This is a genomic window from Actinoplanes sp. NPDC023936 (assembly GCF_040639325.1).
Lineage (GTDB): Bacteria > Actinomycetota > Actinomycetes > Mycobacteriales > Micromonosporaceae > Actinoplanes.
Genome location: NZ_JBEZZR010000012.1, coordinates 155,672 through 173,233, shown reverse-complemented (window position 1 = coordinate 173,233; position 17,562 = coordinate 155,672). Strand labels below are relative to the sequence as shown.

The window sequence follows — 17,562 nt, the reverse complement described above, 5'->3', positions numbered from 1 at the left end:
GGCTTTCGGCGCCGGGCCGTTCTTCGGCCCGGCGCCTTCACCGGGGTACGCCGGTGAGCTCAGCCCGCGGGAGTGAACTCGTCCGCGACCTCGACCACCTCGCCGATCACCACGACGGCCGGTGGACGGATCCCCGCCGCCGCCACATCAGCGGTCACGGCGGCGAGCGTGCTCCGCAGCGAGCGCTGGTGCGCGGTCGACCCCTCCTGCACCACCGCGACAGGCGTCTCCGGCGACCGGCCCTCGGCGATCAGCCGCTCGGCGATCTTCGGCAGGTTCTTCAGGCCCATCAGCACCACGAGGGTGCCCCGCAGCCGGGCCAGCGCCGCCCAGTCCACCAGCGAATCCGGGTGGTCCGGCGGGATGTGGCCGGAGACCACGGTGAACTCGTGCGCCACCCCGCGGTGCGTGACCGGGATGCCGGCCAGCGCGGGCGCCGCGATCGAGCTCGTCACACCGGGCACCACGACCACCGGCACGCCGGCCTTGGCGCAGGCCAGCGCCTCCTCGCCGCCACGGCCGAAGACGAAGTTGTCGCCGCCCTTGAACCGGACCACGAACTTCCCCTGCTGTGCCCGGTCCACCAGGATCCGGTTGATCTCCTCCTGGGCGGCCGACGGCCCGTACGGAATCTTGGCGGCGTCGATCAGCTCGACCTCGGGGCGAAGCTCGCCGAGCAGCACGCCGGGCACCAGCCGGTCGGCGACCACCACGTCCGCCGCGGCGAGCAGCCGCCGGCCCTTCACCGTGATCAGCTCGGGGTCGCCGGGGCCGCCGCCGACCAGGGCCACGCCCTTGAGCTCGGGCGCGGCCGGTGGGGTCGCCTCCAGCGCGTGCGCGACCAGGTCACGCACCGCCATCGCACGACGGCGGTCGCCACCGTCGGTCACCGCCACCGTCACCTGGCCGTGCCGGGTGACGGCCGGCGTCCACGCGGTCGCGGCGTCACGGTCGTCCGCCCGTACGCAGAAGATGCGGGAAGCCTCCGCCGCCGCGCTCACCTCGGCGGCAGCGTGCGGGTCGTCGATCGCCACATGGACCAGCCACGCGCCCTCGACGTCGCCGGGCGCGAAGCGCCGCGGCGTCCAGACCGCCCGCCCGGCGTCGACGTGCGAGCGCAGGGCCGGGGTGAGCTCGGGCGCCACGATCTCGACCTGCGCCCCGGCGGCGATCAGGGCCGGGACCCGGCGGGTGGCGACAGTGCCACCGCCGACCACCAGGACGCGGCGGCCGGTCAGCCGCAGGGCCAGCGGATAAAGACTCATTTCTCGGACACTCCCGCACTGTCGAACGTCGCTACCTCGTGCAGCACGCGGACCGCGGCCGACACGACCGGCAGGGCCAGCGCTGCTCCGCTGCCCTCACCCAGGCGCATGCCGAGGTCGAGCAGCGGTTCCAGACCGAGATGGGCGAGCGCGACCGTCGCGCCCGGCTCGGCGGAACGGTGCCCGGCGACCATCGCGGTCACCGAGTCGGGGGCGAACGCCGCCGCGGCGAGGGCCGCCGAGGCGGCGATCACGCCGTCCACGATCACCGGCACCCGGTGTGCGGCCGCGCCCAGGATGAAACCGGTCAGCGCGGCGTGCTCCAGCCCGCCGACCGAGGCCAGCACGCCGAGCGGGTCCGCCGGATCCGGCGTGTGCCGGGCCAGCGCCGCGGCGACCACCTCGGTCTTGTGCGCCAGCATCGCGTCGTCGATGCCGGTCCCCCGGCCGGTCACCGCTGCCGGGCCGGCGCCGGTGAAGACCGCGATGAGAGCCGCCGCCGGTGTCGTGTTGGCGATTCCCATGTCGCCGGTGAGCAGGCATTTCGCGCCCGAGGCGACGAGCTGGTCGGCGACCGCGATGCCGAGCTCGACGGCGGCGAGGGCCTCCGCACGGGTCAGCGCCGGCTCGACGGTCATGTCCCGGGTGCCGCGCCGCACGTTCGCGTCGAGCAGGTTCGGGCCGCCGTGCAGCGGGATCGCCACTCCGGCGTCGATCACCATGACGTCCGCGCCGGCCTGCCGGGCGAACGCGTTGACCACCGCGCCGCCGGCCACGAAGTTCGCCACCATCTGCGCGGTGACCTCCTGCGGCCACGGGCTCACGCCCTGCGCGTGCACACCATGGTCGCCGGCGAAGACCGCGACAGTGGCCGGCGACGGCATCGGCGGCGGGCAGACTCCGGCGAGGCCGGCCAGCCGCACCGCGAGCACCTCCAGGGCGCCCAGCGACCCGGCCGGCTTGGTGAGCCGGGCCTGCAACTCGCGGGCAGCGGCGGTGGCCTGCTCGTCGGCGGGCCGGATGGCCGCCAGGGTGGTCTCCAGCGTCACGATCGCTCCTGGGTCACGGTCGTTCCTCGATCACGTCGGTCAGAGTCTGCACGAATCCGTCAGTGGTGGCAGTGTCGCGCACCGCAATCCGCAACCACTCCGCGCCCAGCCCCGGGAAGGTGTCGCCACGGCGTACCGCGTAACCGCGTTCCCGTAGCTCAAGCCGGATCTGATCGGCATCCGGCAGATGGATGGTCACGAACGCGCTGGCCGGCTCACCGGCGATCGTGACGCTCGGCACGTTCCGCAGCCGGTCCACCAGGTGGGCACGCTCGCGCGCCATCTCGGCCGCGATCTCCCGCTCGGCCGCGACAGCGATCGGCGACGCGCAGGCCGTGGCGGCGGCGAGGGCCGGCGTGGAGACCGCCCAGAGCGGCTGAGCCGGCTTGATCCTCCGCACGAGATCGGCCGGCCCGAGCAGGTACCCGATCCGCAGGCCGGCCAGGCCCCAGGTCTTGGTGAGGCTGCGCAGCACCACGAGCCCGGGCAGTTCGGCCGCCTCCGCCAGGGACTCCGGCTCGCCGTCCCGGCCGGGGAGGTAGGTGGTGTCCGCGAACGCCTCGTCGACCACCAGGACCCGGCCCGGACGGGCCAGTTTCGCCACGTCGGCGGCGGGGTGCAGCACCGAGGTCGGATTGGTGGGGTTGCCGACGAAGACCAGGTCGGACTCCTCCGGCACCAGCGTCGGGTCCAGCCGGAACCCGTCCTCCGCGCGCAGCAGCACCCGGTCCACAGGGTGCCCGGCGTTGATCAGCGCGGCCTCCGGCTCGGTGAACTGCGGGTGCACCACGACCGGGCGGCGGGCTCCGCGCAGCGCCTGCGCGAGCAGCACGAACGCCTGGGCGGCGCCGGCGGTGAGCAGCACGTCGGCCGGGTCGCGGCGGTGCCGGGCGGCGACCGCGGCGGTGGCCGCACGGGCATCCGGGTACGCGGAGAGCCGGCCCAGTGATGCCGCGATCGGGTCAGCCAGCCAGGAGGGCATGGCCTGGTGCCGCACGTTGACCGCGAGATCGATCAGGCCCGCCCCCACCTCGGCGTCACCGTGATGGTCGAGGTCGAACGTCATGCTCCTCAGCATGCCGGACGCCTGAGCGGGGCTCACTTCGGCCGTTCGGGCGTCTCAGTTCGGGCGTTTAAGGGGAACATGAACCCTTTTGTCTTACCGTCGAGGTGTGACGAGTCGACCCCTCACCGTAGTCGGAAGAGTCGCCCTCCTGATCCGAGCCGGGCTCATCTCCGGCCTGGTCCTCGCCGGCCTCTCCTATCCCCTCGCCGCCCTCGGCGGAATGGGGGTCAAGGCCGGCACCGAGGCGCTGGAAGCCATGCCGGAAGAGCTCACCGAGGTGCCGACCGCGCAGACCACCTACGTGTACGCCAGCGACGGCAAGACCCTGCTCACCATGTTCTACGAGGAGCATCGCAAGCAGATCCCGCTGAAACAGATGTCGCCGTACATCACCAAGGCGATCGTCGCCTCCGAGGACTCCCGCTTCTACGAGCACAACGGCGTCGACGCCAAAGGTGTCGCCCGCGCGTTCGTCGCCAACCAGAAAGCCGGCGGCGTCTCCCAGGGCGCGTCCACGCTCACCATGCAATACGTCCGGATGGCCCTGCGGGACAGCGCGAAGACGCCGAAGGAAGCCCTCGAGGCCACCGAGCAGACCGCTGCCCGGAAACTGCGCGAGATGCGGCTCGCCATCGAGGTCGAACAGCGGCTCAGCAAGGAGCAGATCCTCGAGCGTTACCTCAACGCCGCGTACTTCGGCCACCGCGCGTACGGGATCTTCGCGGCCTCGCAGGTGTTCTTCTCCAAGACGCCGAACAACCTCACCCTCACCGAGGCCGCGCTGCTCGCCGGACTGGTCAAGGCGCCGTCCGCCTACGACCCGGCGACCAAGGACCAGCGGGCCGCCAAACAGCGGCGCAACTACGTCATCGACCAGATGCTCAAGATCGGCGCTGTCACCCGGGCACAGGCCGTCGCCGCCAAGAAAGCGAAGATCAAGCTGAGGCTCACCGTGCCGCCGAACGACTGCGTCTCGGTGCCGCGCGTCCACAACGACTGGGGCTTCTTCTGCGACTACTTCAAGAGCTGGTGGCGTGAGCAGCCGGCGTTCGGCCGCAACCCGCAGGAACGCGAGGAGAACCTGCGCCGCGGCGGCTACCGGATCGTCACCTCCATCGACCCCACGATCCAGGCGTACGCGATGGAACACGTCCTGGACAAGGAACGGCGCACCAGCCCCTTCGCGCACGGGCAGGTCGTCATCCAGCCCGGCACCGGGCGGGTGCTGAGCATGGCGGTCAACCGGCGGTACTCCCTGGACCAGGAGAACAACGGCCGGCACAGCGACTGGCGGCAGGACCGCGACACCAAGGGCAACTATCCGAACACCGTGAACCCGCTGCTCGGTGGCGGCGACATGGCCGGGTACCAGGCCGGCTCCACTTTCAAGATCTTCACGATGCTGGCCGCCCTGGAAGCCAAGATGCCGCTCAGCACGTCGTTCTACGCGCCGGAGCGGTACTACTCGCGGTACATCACCGCGCCCGGCCCGGCCACCTGCGGCACCCACTGGTGCCCGAAGAACTCCAGCAAGTCGATGACCGGCCGGCAGACCATGTGGACCGGCTTCGGCAAGTCGGTGAACACGTACTTCGTGCAGCTGGAGGAACAGGTCGGCGCGGACAAGGCGATCAAGATGGCGGAGCGGCTCGGCCTGCGCTGGCGCACCCCGGTCGACAAGAGGCTCGCCACCCCGGAACACGCCGCCGGCTGGGGCGCGTTCACGCTCGGCGTCAGCGACGCCACCCCGGTCGAGATGGCGAACGTCTTCGCCACGCTCGCCGCGGAAGGCATGTATTGCGAGCCGCTGCCGGTGCTGTCGATCCGCAACCAGGACGGCTCCCACGCCGTCCACGCCGGCAAGCTGATCGGGGCGCCCCGCTGCCACCGCGAGCTGAGCACGAACGTCGCCCGCGCCGCCACCGACGCGGCCCGCTGCGTCACCGGTTACGGCGCGGCGCGCGGCAGCTGCGGAAGCTGGGGCACGTCGGAGATGGTGCACGCGGTGCTGGGCCGCCCGGTCGCCGGCAAGAGCGGCACGACGGACGGCAACAAGACCGCGTGGTTCAGCGGTTACACCCCGCAGCTGGCGGCCTGCGCCTTCGTGGCCGACCCGGACAACCCGGAACACCTGGTCGGCACCGGCCGCGGAACCATGTCGAAGTTCACCGTCGCCCAGACGCTGCGGGACGCCCTCAAAGGCGAACCGAAGCTGAAGTTCACACCCCCCTCCGACAAGCTCGTCTGGTAGCTCCCCGCGCCGCATCCCGGCACCTCGCGGCAAGGGCGGGCGCTCCGCGGCGGCGGGGCGGGCGCCTCACGGCAAGGGCGGGCACTCCGGCGGCGGAGCGGGCGCCTTGCGGCAGGGGCCGGCGCTCCGGCGGCGGAGCGGGCGCCTCGCGGCAAGGGCCGGCGCTTCCGGGGTCAGCGGCGCTGGGCCACCGGGGCTTTTCGGCGTGGTGGGCGCCAGGCCGGGTCGCGCCCGGTCAGGCCGACCGCCTGGAACAGCACATCGTCTTCGGAGTCGACGGGCACGACCGGGCCGAACAGACCCGGTGTGCCCTCGGCCGGGCCCTGGGAGAGGAAGTCGATCAGCAGCTCCAGCGCCCGCGGATCCGCCGCGTAGTCCTGCCCGGTCGCGCGAGCCAGGTCCCACCCGTGGATGACCAGCTCGTTCATCGCGAAGATGCCCATGTCGGTGGCGGGCAGCGTCACGCCGCCGACGGTGGCCGTGCCGGTCCAGGCGGCCGGGTCGCGCCACGCGGTGGAGAGCTCCTCCAGCAGCACCGGGAGCCGGCTGCGCCAATGCCGCGACAGGTGATCGGCGGACGGCTCCGGCGCGGGCCCGCCGTCACGCTTGCGGGCGCCCTGAGCGAACGCGTAGGCCAGCCCCATCAGATGATCCAGAAGAGCCGCGACCGGCCAGCCGGGGCATGGTGTGGGCCCGGCCAGGTCACTCTCGTCGACGCCGAGCAGCAGAGCCCTGATCTGACGAACCTGCGGATCGAAATCCAGCGGCACACGATCGGCCACGACGCCCTCCTCGAATTTGCCGTATGCCTCACGGTACGAGGGGGGTACGACAACTTCCGGGCACGGCGATCAGCTTTCGCACGCTGGGCGGTTTCCGGCTTCCGGGGCACTTCCGGGACGGTCCGGCGCCCGCCCCGGCAGCCGTTCAGGAGTGGATCGGGATGTCAGCGGTGGGCCGGTTCTCGGGGTTCGAGGGCGCGCCCGGCCCCTGGTTCGGCGTCGGGTGCGGCCCTTGGTGTGGCCCCTGATTCGGCGGCGCCATCCCCGGCCCCGCCATCCCATGCCCGGCCATCTGAGGACCAGCCATCTGCGGACCCGGCATGTGCGAACCAGGCATGTGCGAACCCGGCATGTGCGAACCCGGCATCCCGGGACCGGAGGTCTGCGGAGCGGGCATCCCCGGGCCCGAGCCGGGATGCAGGACCGGACCGGGACTGTGCTGCATCGCCGGCCCCGCGCCCGCCTGCGGGGGACCCTGCGGCATCGGCACCGGCGGCATCGGCACCGGCGGCATCGAACCGGGAGGCACCGGCATCGGCGGCACCGGACCGGTCGGCCCGTTGCCCGGCTGCGGGCTCATCGGCGGCATGCCCTGCGGCGGCCCGGCAGACATCGGCGCGGACCCGGCCGGCGGCATGCCCTGAGAGCCCACCGGCTGCATCGGCTGAGACCCGGCCGGCGGCACGGGCTGAGACGGGCTCTGCGGCACGGGCTGCGGCACCCCGTGCGGCACGGGCTGCGGCACCCCATGCGGCACGGGCTGCGGCACCCCATGAGGCATGGACTGAGGCGCCCCCGGCGGCATCGGCTGCGGCACGCTCGGCGGCATCGGTTGAGACGGTGCGGCCGGCCCGCCCGGCTGGCCCGGCCCGGCCAGCGCCGCCGCCACCAGCCGCCTGGCGATCTCCGGCGCCGCCGCCCAGTGCAACCCGAGCTGCGAGGCGTGCACCTGACGCCAGACGAAGCCTTCCGGGTTCCCGCCGGACCAGGTCCAGGCCGGCGTGGAACCGGCGCGCGGCGCCACGATCGCCCGGTGCTGCTTGTACCCGGTGATCCGCGCGCCGGCCGGAGCCAGCACCGACGTGCCCGGCGCGGTGGCTTCGCGGTAGCCGGCGACGGTCTGCTCCCCGGTGGTCGCCGTCGCGTCCAGCACGCCGCACATCGGCCGGCCGTCGAGCTCGCGGGTGAGCCACGGGAAGGCGATGCCCTCGGCCACGACCGGCCAGCCGTCCCGGGCGAACTGCGCGACGGCCGCACTGAGCCGGTGGTTGGCGGAGAGCTCCTCGGCGTACCCCTCGGGGAGGCCCGCGCCGACGATCAGCCCGCGCGTGCCCGGCGGGAGCGACTCGTCGCGCAGCGGATCCACCACCACGACGTCGGCGCCGGCGGCGGCCAGCAGTTCGGCGGTCTCCACATACGTATAGGGGGCGCCCTGGCCCCCGGCCAGGGCGATGATCGGCCGCTGCTCGGAGCCGTCACCGGCAAGAGCGCCAGAACCCCCGAGAGCGCCGGCCGCCTCGGACGGCGTCCAGATCGGGCCGGGCAGGGCGGGCGCGGACCCGGCGAGGGCCATCAGCCGGTCCATGTCGAGCATCGTCGCGACGGCCTCGCCGAGGCGGCGGACCGCCCGGCCGGCCTCGACCGTGCGGTGCGCGACCGGCACCAGGCCGTGCGCGCGGGCCGGCAGCACGTTGGGCAGCTCGCCGCGGTGCAGGGCGCCGAGCACCGGCATGCCGATGTCGTCCATGGCGCTGCGCAGCATCTGCTCGTGCCGGGCCGACGCCACCCGGTTCAGGATCACACCGCCCAGGTGGACCATCTCGTCGAACATCCGGAACCCGTGCACCAGCGCGGCGAGCGAGTGACCCATCGCGGCCACGTCCACCACGAGCACAACCGGGGCGCGCAGCGCTGCCGCGACCGCCGCCGTGCCGTCCACCTCGGGCTGGCCGGTGAGGCTGTCGAAGAGGCCCATCGCGCCCTCGACGACGGCCAGCTGGGTCCCGGCCGCGCCGTGCGCGAAGAGCGGCGCGACCCGCTGGGCGCCGACCAGGCGGGGGTCGAGATTGCGGCCCGGCCGGCCGGCGGCCAGACCGAGGTACGCCGCGTCGGTGTGATCCGGGCCGACCTTGAAGCCCGCCGTCGGGATGCCCCGCGCCGCGAGGGCGGCGAGCAGCCCGACAGCGATGGCTGTCTTGCCGTGGCCGGACGCCGGCGCGCTCACGACCAGACGAGGCTGGGTGATCAATGTCTCCCCCGAGGATTCCGCAGTCGGCGGCCGCGTGGTGACGACTGCCGGATGTCGCAGACTACCTGGCTGCGGCGGGCGTTACCGTCGCGCCAGGTAGCCTCGGGGGGTGTACCGGTTCCTGCTTTCACCCCGCTGGCTCGCTGCCTTCGCGCTGACCGTCGTCGCTGCGGTGGTCATGGTGATGCTCGGCAACTGGCAGCTCCGGCGGTACCACGAGCGTGCCGACATCAATGACCGGATCGACTCGGCGAACTCGGTCCAGGCCGTCCCGATCAGCTCGATCCTCGCCGCCCCGGCCGCCGCCGGCGCTCCCGGCGCCGCCCCCGGCAAGTCCCTGGCCTGGACAAAGGTGAGCGTCACCGGCCGGTTCGACCCGAACCACGAGATCCAGGCCCGCGGCCGGACGGTCGATGGCGAGGTGGGCTTCGAGATCGTCACGCCGCTGATCCTGGAGGACGGCACGGCGGTTCTCGTGGACCGCGGCTGGGTGCCCGCCGGTGAGGGTGGGGCGCTCGCCGCCCCGAAGGCGCCGGCCGCCCCGTCCGGGCAGGTCACGGTCGTCGGCCAGGTTCACCTGTCGGAAAGCCGACCCGCCGCGGTGGAACGCCGGGACGGCCGGCTGGACACCCGGCGGCTCAACATTCCGCGTCTGGCGGGCGAGCTCCCGTTCCCGGTCTACGGGGCCTACGTGTTGCTGCGCGAGCAGACACCAGCCGCCGACCCGGCGTTCGTCCCGATTCCCATCTCGCACGAGGACGCCTGGCAGAACGGCGGCTACGCGGTCCAGTGGTGGCTGTTCGCGGTGATGGCCTTCGTGCTGTTCGGCTGGCAGGCCCGGCGCGAGGCGCACGGCTTCGACGCGGGTGACGAGCAGAAACCGGCTGAGCGGGCCACACCCGTACCGAAAGCGGAGAAGCCCCTGGATCGCGTCGCGGCCGCCGATCAGCGGCGCGCGGAGAAGACCGGGGAACGGGCATGACCGGCCCGGTGATCGTGCAGATCGCCGAGATCGAGGTCACCTCGTCGCTGGTCCGCACACCGGTCGGCGACTTCCCGCTGGCCGGCTCGATCTGGCAGGTCACCGATCACTGGTTCGGGCAGCGCAGCACCCCGGCCTGGGCGAAAATCCTCGCGTTCGTCGGCATCTGCGTGACCGCCGGCCTGAGCCTGTTCCTCCTGCTCTACAAGGAGACAATTCCCCAGGGTACGGTCCACGTCACGGTCACCAGCGGCACCCGGCAGTACGTGGCTCGTGTCCCGATCCGCCACGAGTCCGACGCCGCCGCCATCAACCAGCAGGTCAATTACGTCCGGAGTCTGGCCGCCCTCTAGGAGCCTCTAGGGGACGTGGAAGGCGCGGACCGCGTCGATCGTGTCCGCCTCGGCGGCCCGCTTGTCGTCGCGGTACCGCAGCACCCGGGCGAACCGCAGCGCCACGCCACCCGGATAGCGAGGCGAGGTCTGCACGCCGTCGAACGCGATCTCGACGACCTGCTCCGGCCGCACCCGCACGACCCAGCCGTCGTCGGAGACGGCCAGCTCCTTGAACCGCTCGGTCTGCCAGCGCAGCAACTCGTCGGTGAGCCCCTTGAACGTCTTGCCGAGCATCACGAACTCGCCGGTGGACGGGTCACGGGCGCCGAGGTGCAGGTTGGACAGCCAGCCCTTGCGGCGGCCGTTTCCCCATTCGACGGCGAGGACCACCAGGTCGAGGGTGTGCCGGGGCTTCACCTTCACCCAGGCGGCGCCGCGCCGGCCCACGTCGTACGCCGCGTCGGGCGCCTTGACCACGACACCCTCCTGCCCGGCGGCGAGCGCGGCGGCGAAGACGGCGGCGGCTTCCTCCTCGGTCTCGGCGGTGGACCGGCCGACGGTCAGCTCCCCCGGAACCGCGTCGGCGAGCGCCGCCCAGCGCACCCGGCCCGGCTCGTCGAGCAGGTCCGTCCGGTCGAGGTGCAGAAGATCAAAAAAGTACGGCACCAGGGTGACGCCCTTGGTCACCGTCTCCTGGAACGGCCGGGGCCGGCCGTCGGAGCCGAGCGCCATCGCCTCCCCGTCCAGCACCGCCTCGCGCAGCGGCAGGGCGCGGACGGCCCGCACCACGCCGGGCAGCCGGGCGGTGATGTCGTCGAGGCTGCGGCTGAAGATCGCCACGTCGTCGCCGGATCGGTGCGCCTGGATGCGGATGCCGTCCAGCTTGGTGTCGATGACCGCCGGCGTGCCGGTGGCGAGCAGCGCGGCGCCGACGTCGGGCGCGCTGCTGGCCAGCATCGGGCTCAGCGGGGTGCCCACCCGCAGGCTGATCTCGGCGAGGGCGGGCGCGCCGCCGGTCAGCGCCGCCACGGCGACCTGTTTCAGATCGCCGCAGAGCAGCAGCGCCCGGCGGACCGCGGTGACCGGCACCCCGGCGGCCGAGGCGACCGCCTCGGCCAGCAGGCCGGCCTGCGCGCCCTGGCGCAGCTCGCCACCGAACAGGCCGACGAGCAGCCGCTGCTCGTCGGCGGTGGCCGCGCCGAAGAGCGCGCCGATCAGCTCACGCCGGCGGGCCTGCGATCCGGCGCCGGCGACCACCGAGATCTCGGCGATCGCGGCGTCCACCCCGGCGACGGTGAGGCTCGCCTCGGCCGCCGGTGGTGGCAGGTCGCGCAGGCCGGCGTAGCCCACACCGGTCTGCCGCTGGCGCAGCTCGCCGGCGAGGAACGCCGCACCGGCCGTGATCTCCTCCGGATCGAGGCGGCGCAGGGCGTCGGCCAGCAGCTCGATCTTGGCTTTCCGCCCCGAGGTCGAGCTGACGGCCGCCGATGTGGCAGCTATGTCGAGGAACCGCACGTGACCCATCCTGGCAGGATCACGCCGCTTTCGGCTCGCTGACGCGGAAGCCCCGGGCACGCACCGAGTCGGCCACCCGGCTGAGCTCGGCGTCGAGCGCACAGAGCACCTTGGAGAGATCCTCCAGATGGTCGTGGAGAGTGTCGTCGTCCCACCCGGAGACGTCGACGTCGCCCAGCGCGCGGGCGGCGGCACGCAATCGGGCGATCGACTCGATCCGATCCCGGATCCGCAGGCGATCGAGCGTGTCCCGCGGGCCGGCGGGCAGAGCCCGGACCACGCGGCTGGTCGGCGCAGGCGCAGCATTCGAACGCATGTTCGAATCCTAACAGGATTGATCGTCCCCGAGCCAGGCGTGCGGCGTCACCGGGCCAGCGCGTAACGGAAGCGCGGCTCCGCCTCGGCGGGCTCGGCCTTGGCCGCCACGAACCCGTCCGGACGGACCAGGTAGAGCAGCCCGGGACGCAGCGCCGTGCCCGGCGCGGGTGGGAAAAGATGCACGGCAACCCCCAGATCGGGCACGTCCGAAGCGTCCACGCCACCGTAGGCGTGCACCTGCCACTCGGCGGCACGCAGCACCGCGTGATTGCCGCCCGACCACGGCAGCCGGCGGCCCACGACGGCGTCCCGGCGTCCCTCGTCCGGGGTCATCCGATAGTGGATCCGAGTCTGCGAGACGTACTGGAACAGCCGTGATCCCGCCGACGAGCGCGGCAGCACGCGCACCCCGACCGGCGCGATCAGCGGAACGACGAGGCGGCGCAGGGTACGGGCCGGCAGCCGGTTGGACGTGATCAGCCCGAAGAGCCGGTCCGTGGTGGCGACGAGCTTGCGGGCGACCGGCCGGCGCTCGGCCTCGTACCTGTCCAGCCAGCCGTCGCGGGCCACGCCGTGCAGCACGTCGGCCAGCTTGAAGGCGAGGTTGTGCGCGTCCTGCAGCCCGGTGTTCATGCCCTGGCCGCCGACCGGCGAGTGCACGTGCGCGGCGTCACCGGCGAGGAAGAACGGGCCGTCCCGGAACGCCACCGCGACCCGATGGTGCACCCGATACGTCGCGTACCAGCGCGAGTTCTCGTACCTGACGCCGAACGTCTGCCGCAGCCGCCGGCGCGCGTCGTCCTCCTCCAGGTCGGCCCCGCGCACCGCCCCGATCAGCCGCCAGTTCCCCTCGCCTTGCATCGGGAACGCCACCATGAAGTCGGTGCCGTTCGGCCGCACGTTTATCGCACGCTCGACCAGGCCACGGGTGCCCGACGCATCGAGCACGAAGAACTGGTGCGGATTGGTGACCCCCTCGAACCCGATCCGCCGGATCTTGCGCACCATCGAGTTCGCCCCGTCACATCCCACGCAGAACCGGGCCCGTACGGTGTCGTTGCCGACTTTCGCCTCGATGCCCTGCTCGGTCTGCACGACCGCGGTGAGCGGCGTCTCCCAGAACACCTCGCGCCCGAGTTTGCGCAGGTTGTCGTAGAGGATCTCCTCATTGCGGCTCTGTTCGAGAACCTCGATGTACGGGTACGGCGTGATCCGGGTGCCGAGCGGTCCCAGCGGGATCCGGCCGAACGCGCGCGGGCCGAAACCCGGCGCTATTGCCTCGGCCCGCCGGGCCGCGTCGAGCACCTGGTCGCCGATGCCGAGCTGGTCGTATATCTCCAGGCTGCGTGCCTGCACCACGAGTGCCCGGGACTCCCTGGTCGGCCCGTCCTTGGTGTCCGTGACGATCACGTGCACCCCGAGACGGGTCAGCCAGTTGGCGAGCATCAGGCCGGTCGGACCGGCGCCCACCACCAGGACCTCACACGACAACTCGGCCATCGGCCACTCCGTTCAGTTTCCGGTCACGGTCTCCGCGACGTTCTTGAGGAGCAGGGCCTCGGCGACGCAGACGCGCTCGAACTCACCGAGGTGCAGACTCTCGTCCGGCCCGTGCGCGCTCGAGTACGGGTCCTCCACGCCGGTCACCAGGATCGCCGCCTCCGGGAAGAGCTCCTGGAACGTGGCGATGAACGGGATCGATCCGCCGACGCCCATGTCGACCGGCTCGGTGCCGTCCCAGGCGGCACGGAACGCGGCGCGAGCCGCGTCGTAGGCCGGCCCGGTCGCGTCGATCACGCACGGCTGACCGTCGCTCTCCAGCTCGATGGTGAGCGCGGCGCCCCACGGGACGTTCCGCTTCAGGTGCTCGGAGACGGCCGAGAAAGCCGACGCCGGATCCTCACCGGGCGCCAGCCGGACGCTGATCTTGGCGCGGGCGGACGGCTGCAACGCGTTCGCCGCCTCCAGCGTGCGCGGCGCGTCGATGCCGAGCACCGCGATCGCCGGCTTGGTCCAGATCCGGTCGGTGATCGTCCCCTTGCCGATGAACTCGACCCCGTCGAGCATCCCGGCCTCGTGCCGGAACCGGTCCGCCGGGTAGTCGACGCTCGCGCCCTCCCGGCCGACCAGGCCCTCGACCGCGACCTCACCGGAGTCGTCGTGCAGCGTCGCCAGCAGCCGGACCAGGGTGATCAGCGCGTCCGGGACCGGGCCGCCGAACATGCCGCTGTGCACCGCGCTCTTCAGCACGCGAACTTCGGCGAACATGTTGACCAGACCGCGCAGAGAGGTGGTCAGCGCGGGCCGCCCGATGTCCCAGTTGCCGGAGTCGGCGATCACTATGACATCGGACCGCAGCTCCTCCAGGTGCTCGTGGATGATCGTGTTGAGGGAGTCGGAGCCGTACTCCTCCTCGCCCTCGACGAAGACCACCACGCCGACCGGCAGCTGGTCGCCGAACGCGCGCAGCGCCGCGACGTGCGCCATCACACCTGCCTTGTCGTCGGCCGCGCCCCGGCCGTAGAGGCGGCCGTCCCGCTCCACCGGCTCGAACGGGTCGCTGGTCCAGAGCGCGGGGTCACCGGCCGGCTGGACGTCGTGGTGCGCGTAGAGCAGCACGGTCGGCGCGCCGGCCGGTGCCGCCTTACGGCCGATCACGGCGGGCTGGCCGCCGTGCCGGACGATTTCGGTGTCGAGCCCGCACCCGCGCAACAGCTCGGCGACCGCCTCGGCGGAACGCTCGACGTGCGAGTGGTCGAAACCTTCAAAAGCGATGCCCGGGATCCGCACCAACCGTTCCAGGTCGGCGCGGACACCGGGCAGCTCGCGCTGGATCGCAGCGCGCAGATCGGATTCACTCAGGCTCATGCCGCCGATCGTAGGCCTGTGCGGTGGCCCGCACCGGCCCGCGTCGGCGGATCAAGCCTCCGGGGTGCTGTCGCTCCCGTTGGTCCCGCCGTCGGTCCCGCCGTTCGTCCCGCCGTCGGAGCCGCGGCTGCGGCGCCGGGCGTCAGCCGCCCAGTTCATCGCCCGGCCGGCGGCCATGCCCGCCATGTCCGACGCGCCGCCGCCGACCCGGCGCAGCAGACCGACCAGCGGGTCCTGCGACTCGGCGAAGTCCTGCCGGTACGCCTTCGCGGCCTCCTTGACGTCCTCGGAGACCGACGCGTCGCCGTCCGAGTCGCGGCGCGGGTAGTCGCCGCCGATGATCCGCGCGTACTCCCCCGAGTCGACCCATTTGCGCAGCTCGGAGGCGCGGGCCACCGGGACCGGGTGCGTGCTCCACGCGACCATGCCGAGCTTGTGGAGACTGTCGCGCAGGTCGCCGCCGCCCTCGTACTCCCCGGCCTGCTCCAGGAACGCCGCGGTGTCGATCTGCGACAGGTCGCCGCCACCGGCCAGTTTCATCAGCAGGCGCAGCGAGGCCGCCGGGTCCTGGCCGGCGAGCAGGCCGGCCCGGTCGGCGGAGAGCTCGGCCTTGCGCCACCACTCCAGCATCGCCGCGATGATCGCCCGCAGCGCGATCGCGCCGATCGGCAGCCAGCTCAGGTTCGCCGCCCAGCTGGTCAGGATCGACATGATGGTCTTGTAAACGGCGTGGCCGCTGCCCACGTGACCCAGCTCGTGGCCGAGCAGGGCGCGCAGCTCGTCGTCGTCGAGCCGCTCCACAGCGCCCGTGCTGATCACGATGAACGGCTTGTCGAGGCCGATCGCCTGGCCCGTGATGATCGGGTTCTGAGTGACGTAGAGCTCCGGGAGGCTCGGCACGTCAAGCGTGGCGGCGGCCTCGGTGAAGCGCTGGTAGACGCGTGGGTACTGCCGGTGGTCGACGCGGATCGAGCCGGCCAGGAAGGCGAGCCGGAAACCGCGCTCGTTCCACATGCCGAAGAAGGTCTTCACCACGTCGTCGAAACCGCGCAGCTCGCGCAGCGCGGACAGGGCGCCCCGGTCGGCCGGGTGCTCCCAGGCCCGCGAGCTGATGCCGGTCAGGGTCACCCGGCGTCGTACCGGCGGGTTGGCATCATCGGAAGTCGTCATCGGTCTCACCCCGATCCCCGCCGCCAGCGCGGCAGTCATGGCTGCGTCCGGGACCAACGTACGCGCGAGGCGCAACCCTGTCGTCAGGGACGAACCCTTACGGGGCGCCCGGCGGGACGAACGGCAACCCGGTCGGCGGGCCGTTTTCGATCAGTCGCCACAGCGCGTCGGTGTCGAGATGCTCGGCGACCAGATCACCGAGCACGTCCAGGGCCCGCTCGCGGATCGCGGCGTAGCGGGTGTCCGGGGCGACACTGAAACCGTGCCGGCCCGCCTGTGCCGCGGCCCGGGTCAGGAAGCGGCGGCGGAACTCGTCCGACTCGAACGCCCCGTGCCAATGCGTGCCGTAGACGTTTCCGGACATCGCGCCCTCCGGACGGCCGTCGGCGCCGTGCAGCAGCGGCTCGGGGGCGCCCGCGGACACGTACCCATGATGGATCTCGTAGCCGCGCACCGGCGCACCCAGGCCGGCGCCCGCCGACCGCGCCAGCGTCTTGCGCGCCGCGAACGTCACCTCGGTCGGGAGCAGGCCCAGGCCGGACACCGAGCCGCGACCGCTCTCCACCTCGTCGTGGATGCGCTCGCCGAGCATCTGGAAACCGCCGCAGACGCCGAGCAGCGGCTTGCCCGCGGCGGCGTGTGCACGCACCGCGCCGGCCAGCCCGGTGGTCCGCAGCCACTCCAGATCACTAACGGTCGCCTTCGACCCGGGCAGCACCACCAGATCGGCGTCGGCGATCTCACCGGGTTCGATGGTTAGCCGCACCTGGACGCCCGGTTCGGCGGCGAGCGCCTCGGCGTCGGTGGCGTTCGAGATCCGGGGCAGCCGGATCACCGCGACCCGCAGCCAGTCGGCCCCGCGCGGCGGGCCCGGCCGCCCGAGAACCCGCCCGTAGGCCAGCGAGTCCTCGGCGTCCAGCCAGACGTCGAGATGGAACGGCAGCACACCGTGCACCGGCCGCCCGGTCGCCGAACCGATCATGTCGAGACCCGGCCGCAGCAGGTCGAGGTCGCCCCGGAATTTGTTGATCACAAAGCCCGCGACCAGTCGCTGGTCCTCGGCCGACAGCAGCGCGAGCGTCCCGAAGAACGCCGCGAACACGCCACCCCGGTCGATGTCGCCGACCACCAGCGTGGGCAGGTCGAACCGCCGGGCCAGCCCCATGTTGACGAAGTCGTTGTCGCGCAGATTGATCTCGGTGGGGCTGCCCGCGCCCTCGCAGATCACCGCGTCGTACTCGGCACGGAGCTCCGCCAGCGCGGCATAGGCGGTTTCGGCCAGCTTCGGCTTCAGTGACCGATAGTTGGCAGCCGTCGCGGTGTCCACCGCCTCGCCCATCAGGATCACCTGGCTGGACCTGTCGCTGCCCGGTTTCAGCAGCACCGGGTTGAACCGCAGGTCGGGCTCGATGCCGCAGGCCGCCGCCTGCATCGCCTGCGCCCGCCCGATCTCGCCGGCCCGCCCGTCGGCGCCGAGCACGACCACCGAGTTGTTGGACATGTTCTGCGCCTTGAACGGCGCCACCCGCACACCGTTGCGCTGCAGCCAGCGGCAGACACCGGCGGTGACAACGCTCTTGCCGGCGTCCGATGTGGTGCCGGCGACCAGAAGGCCACCGCTCTTCAAGTTGGCCTCCGAGGCTCGCACGACGACAACCCGGTCACTCTACTTCCCGCTTGAACATGCAGTCATCTGCCTGCACAATGCAGGTC

The 17,562-nt window shown here is 72.5% G+C and carries 14 protein-coding genes; 3 read left to right on the top strand and 11 right to left on the bottom strand.

Annotated elements, in window-relative coordinates:
- Nucleotides 1-59: 59 nt before the first annotated feature.
- Genes cobA through cobC form a run of 3 tightly spaced genes read right to left on the bottom strand, consistent with a single transcriptional unit; the run spans nt 60 to nt 3,380 of the window.
- Entirely contained in the window at nt 60-1,265 is a 1,206-nt protein-coding gene (gene cobA / locus AB0F72_RS18560) for a uroporphyrinogen-III C-methyltransferase (protein ID WP_360432301.1), read from the bottom strand.
- Complete coding sequence (gene cobT, locus AB0F72_RS18555) at nt 1,262-2,314, bottom strand: nicotinate-nucleotide--dimethylbenzimidazole phosphoribosyltransferase (protein ID WP_360432298.1); 1,053 nt, start codon at nt 2,312-2,314, stop codon at nt 1,262-1,264. The genes cobA and cobT overlap by 4 nt, the downstream gene beginning before the upstream one ends.
- Before the next feature lie 13 nt (nt 2,315-2,327).
- Nucleotides 2,328-3,380 carry an Rv2231c family pyridoxal phosphate-dependent protein CobC gene (cobC, locus tag AB0F72_RS18550; RefSeq protein ID WP_360432296.1) on the bottom strand — a complete coding sequence of 351 codons (1,053 nt, stop codon included), beginning with the start codon at nt 3,378-3,380 and terminating at the stop codon, nt 2,328-2,330.
- Between the two features lie 106 nt (nt 3,381-3,486).
- Between cobC and AB0F72_RS18545 the strand changes: the two genes are divergently transcribed.
- Nucleotides 3,487-5,631 (top strand): transglycosylase domain-containing protein, encoded by a 2,145-nt coding sequence (locus AB0F72_RS18545; protein ID WP_360432293.1) that lies wholly within the window; start codon nt 3,487-3,489, stop codon nt 5,629-5,631.
- Between the two features lie 173 nt (nt 5,632-5,804).
- Here the strand turns inward: AB0F72_RS18545 and AB0F72_RS18540 are convergent, their stop codons facing one another.
- Together AB0F72_RS18540 and AB0F72_RS18535 are read right to left on the bottom strand one after the other, a co-directional pair.
- Complete coding sequence (locus tag AB0F72_RS18540; RefSeq protein WP_360432290.1) at nt 5,805-6,413, bottom strand: TIGR03086 family metal-binding protein; 609 nt, start codon at nt 6,411-6,413, stop codon at nt 5,805-5,807.
- A gap of 145 nt (nt 6,414-6,558) precedes the next feature.
- Nucleotides 6,559-8,637 (bottom strand): cobyrinate a,c-diamide synthase, encoded by a 2,079-nt coding sequence (locus tag AB0F72_RS18535; protein ID WP_360432287.1) that lies wholly within the window; start codon nt 8,635-8,637, stop codon nt 6,559-6,561.
- Between the two features lie 133 nt (nt 8,638-8,770).
- On the opposite strand from AB0F72_RS18535, the gene AB0F72_RS18530 reads away from it, so the two are divergent.
- Together AB0F72_RS18530 and AB0F72_RS18525 are read left to right on the top strand one after the other, a co-directional pair.
- Nucleotides 8,771-9,643, top strand: coding sequence for an SURF1 family protein (locus AB0F72_RS18530; RefSeq protein WP_360432285.1), 873 nt, complete (start codon nt 8,771-8,773; stop codon nt 9,641-9,643).
- Complete coding sequence (locus AB0F72_RS18525) at nt 9,640-9,996, top strand: hypothetical protein (protein ID WP_360432282.1); 357 nt, start codon at nt 9,640-9,642, stop codon at nt 9,994-9,996. The genes AB0F72_RS18530 and AB0F72_RS18525 overlap by 4 nt, the downstream gene beginning before the upstream one ends.
- A 6-nt stretch (nt 9,997-10,002) precedes the next feature.
- On the opposite strand, the gene AB0F72_RS18520 is transcribed toward AB0F72_RS18525, so the two are convergent.
- The 6 genes from AB0F72_RS18520 to AB0F72_RS18495 form a co-directional block, all read right to left on the bottom strand.
- Nucleotides 10,003-11,502 (bottom strand): ATP-dependent DNA ligase, encoded by a 1,500-nt coding sequence (locus AB0F72_RS18520; RefSeq protein ID WP_360432279.1) that lies wholly within the window; start codon nt 11,500-11,502, stop codon nt 10,003-10,005.
- Nucleotides 11,503-11,512: 10 nt separating this feature from the next.
- Nucleotides 11,513-11,710, bottom strand: coding sequence for a hypothetical protein (locus AB0F72_RS18515; RefSeq protein WP_360432433.1), 198 nt, complete (start codon nt 11,708-11,710; stop codon nt 11,513-11,515).
- A gap of 146 nt (nt 11,711-11,856) precedes the next feature.
- Nucleotides 11,857-13,311, bottom strand: a complete 1,455-nt coding sequence (locus AB0F72_RS18510; RefSeq protein ID WP_360432276.1) for an FAD-dependent monooxygenase — start codon at nt 13,309-13,311, stop codon at nt 11,857-11,859.
- A gap of 12 nt (nt 13,312-13,323) precedes the next feature.
- The gene (locus tag AB0F72_RS18505) at nt 13,324-14,679 is read right to left on the bottom strand and encodes a dipeptidase (RefSeq protein WP_360432273.1); all 1,356 of its coding nucleotides are present in this window, start codon (nt 14,677-14,679) and stop codon (nt 13,324-13,326) included.
- A gap of 51 nt (nt 14,680-14,730) precedes the next feature.
- Nucleotides 14,731-15,849: a M48 family metallopeptidase gene (locus AB0F72_RS18500; RefSeq protein WP_360432270.1), complete on the bottom strand. Its 1,119-nt coding sequence runs from the start codon at nt 15,847-15,849 to the stop codon at nt 14,731-14,733.
- A 97-nt stretch (nt 15,850-15,946) separates the two neighbouring features.
- The gene (locus AB0F72_RS18495) at nt 15,947-17,497 is read right to left on the bottom strand and encodes a cobyric acid synthase (protein WP_360432267.1); all 1,551 of its coding nucleotides are present in this window, start codon (nt 17,495-17,497) and stop codon (nt 15,947-15,949) included.
- Between the last annotated feature and the right edge of the window lie 65 nt (nt 17,498-17,562).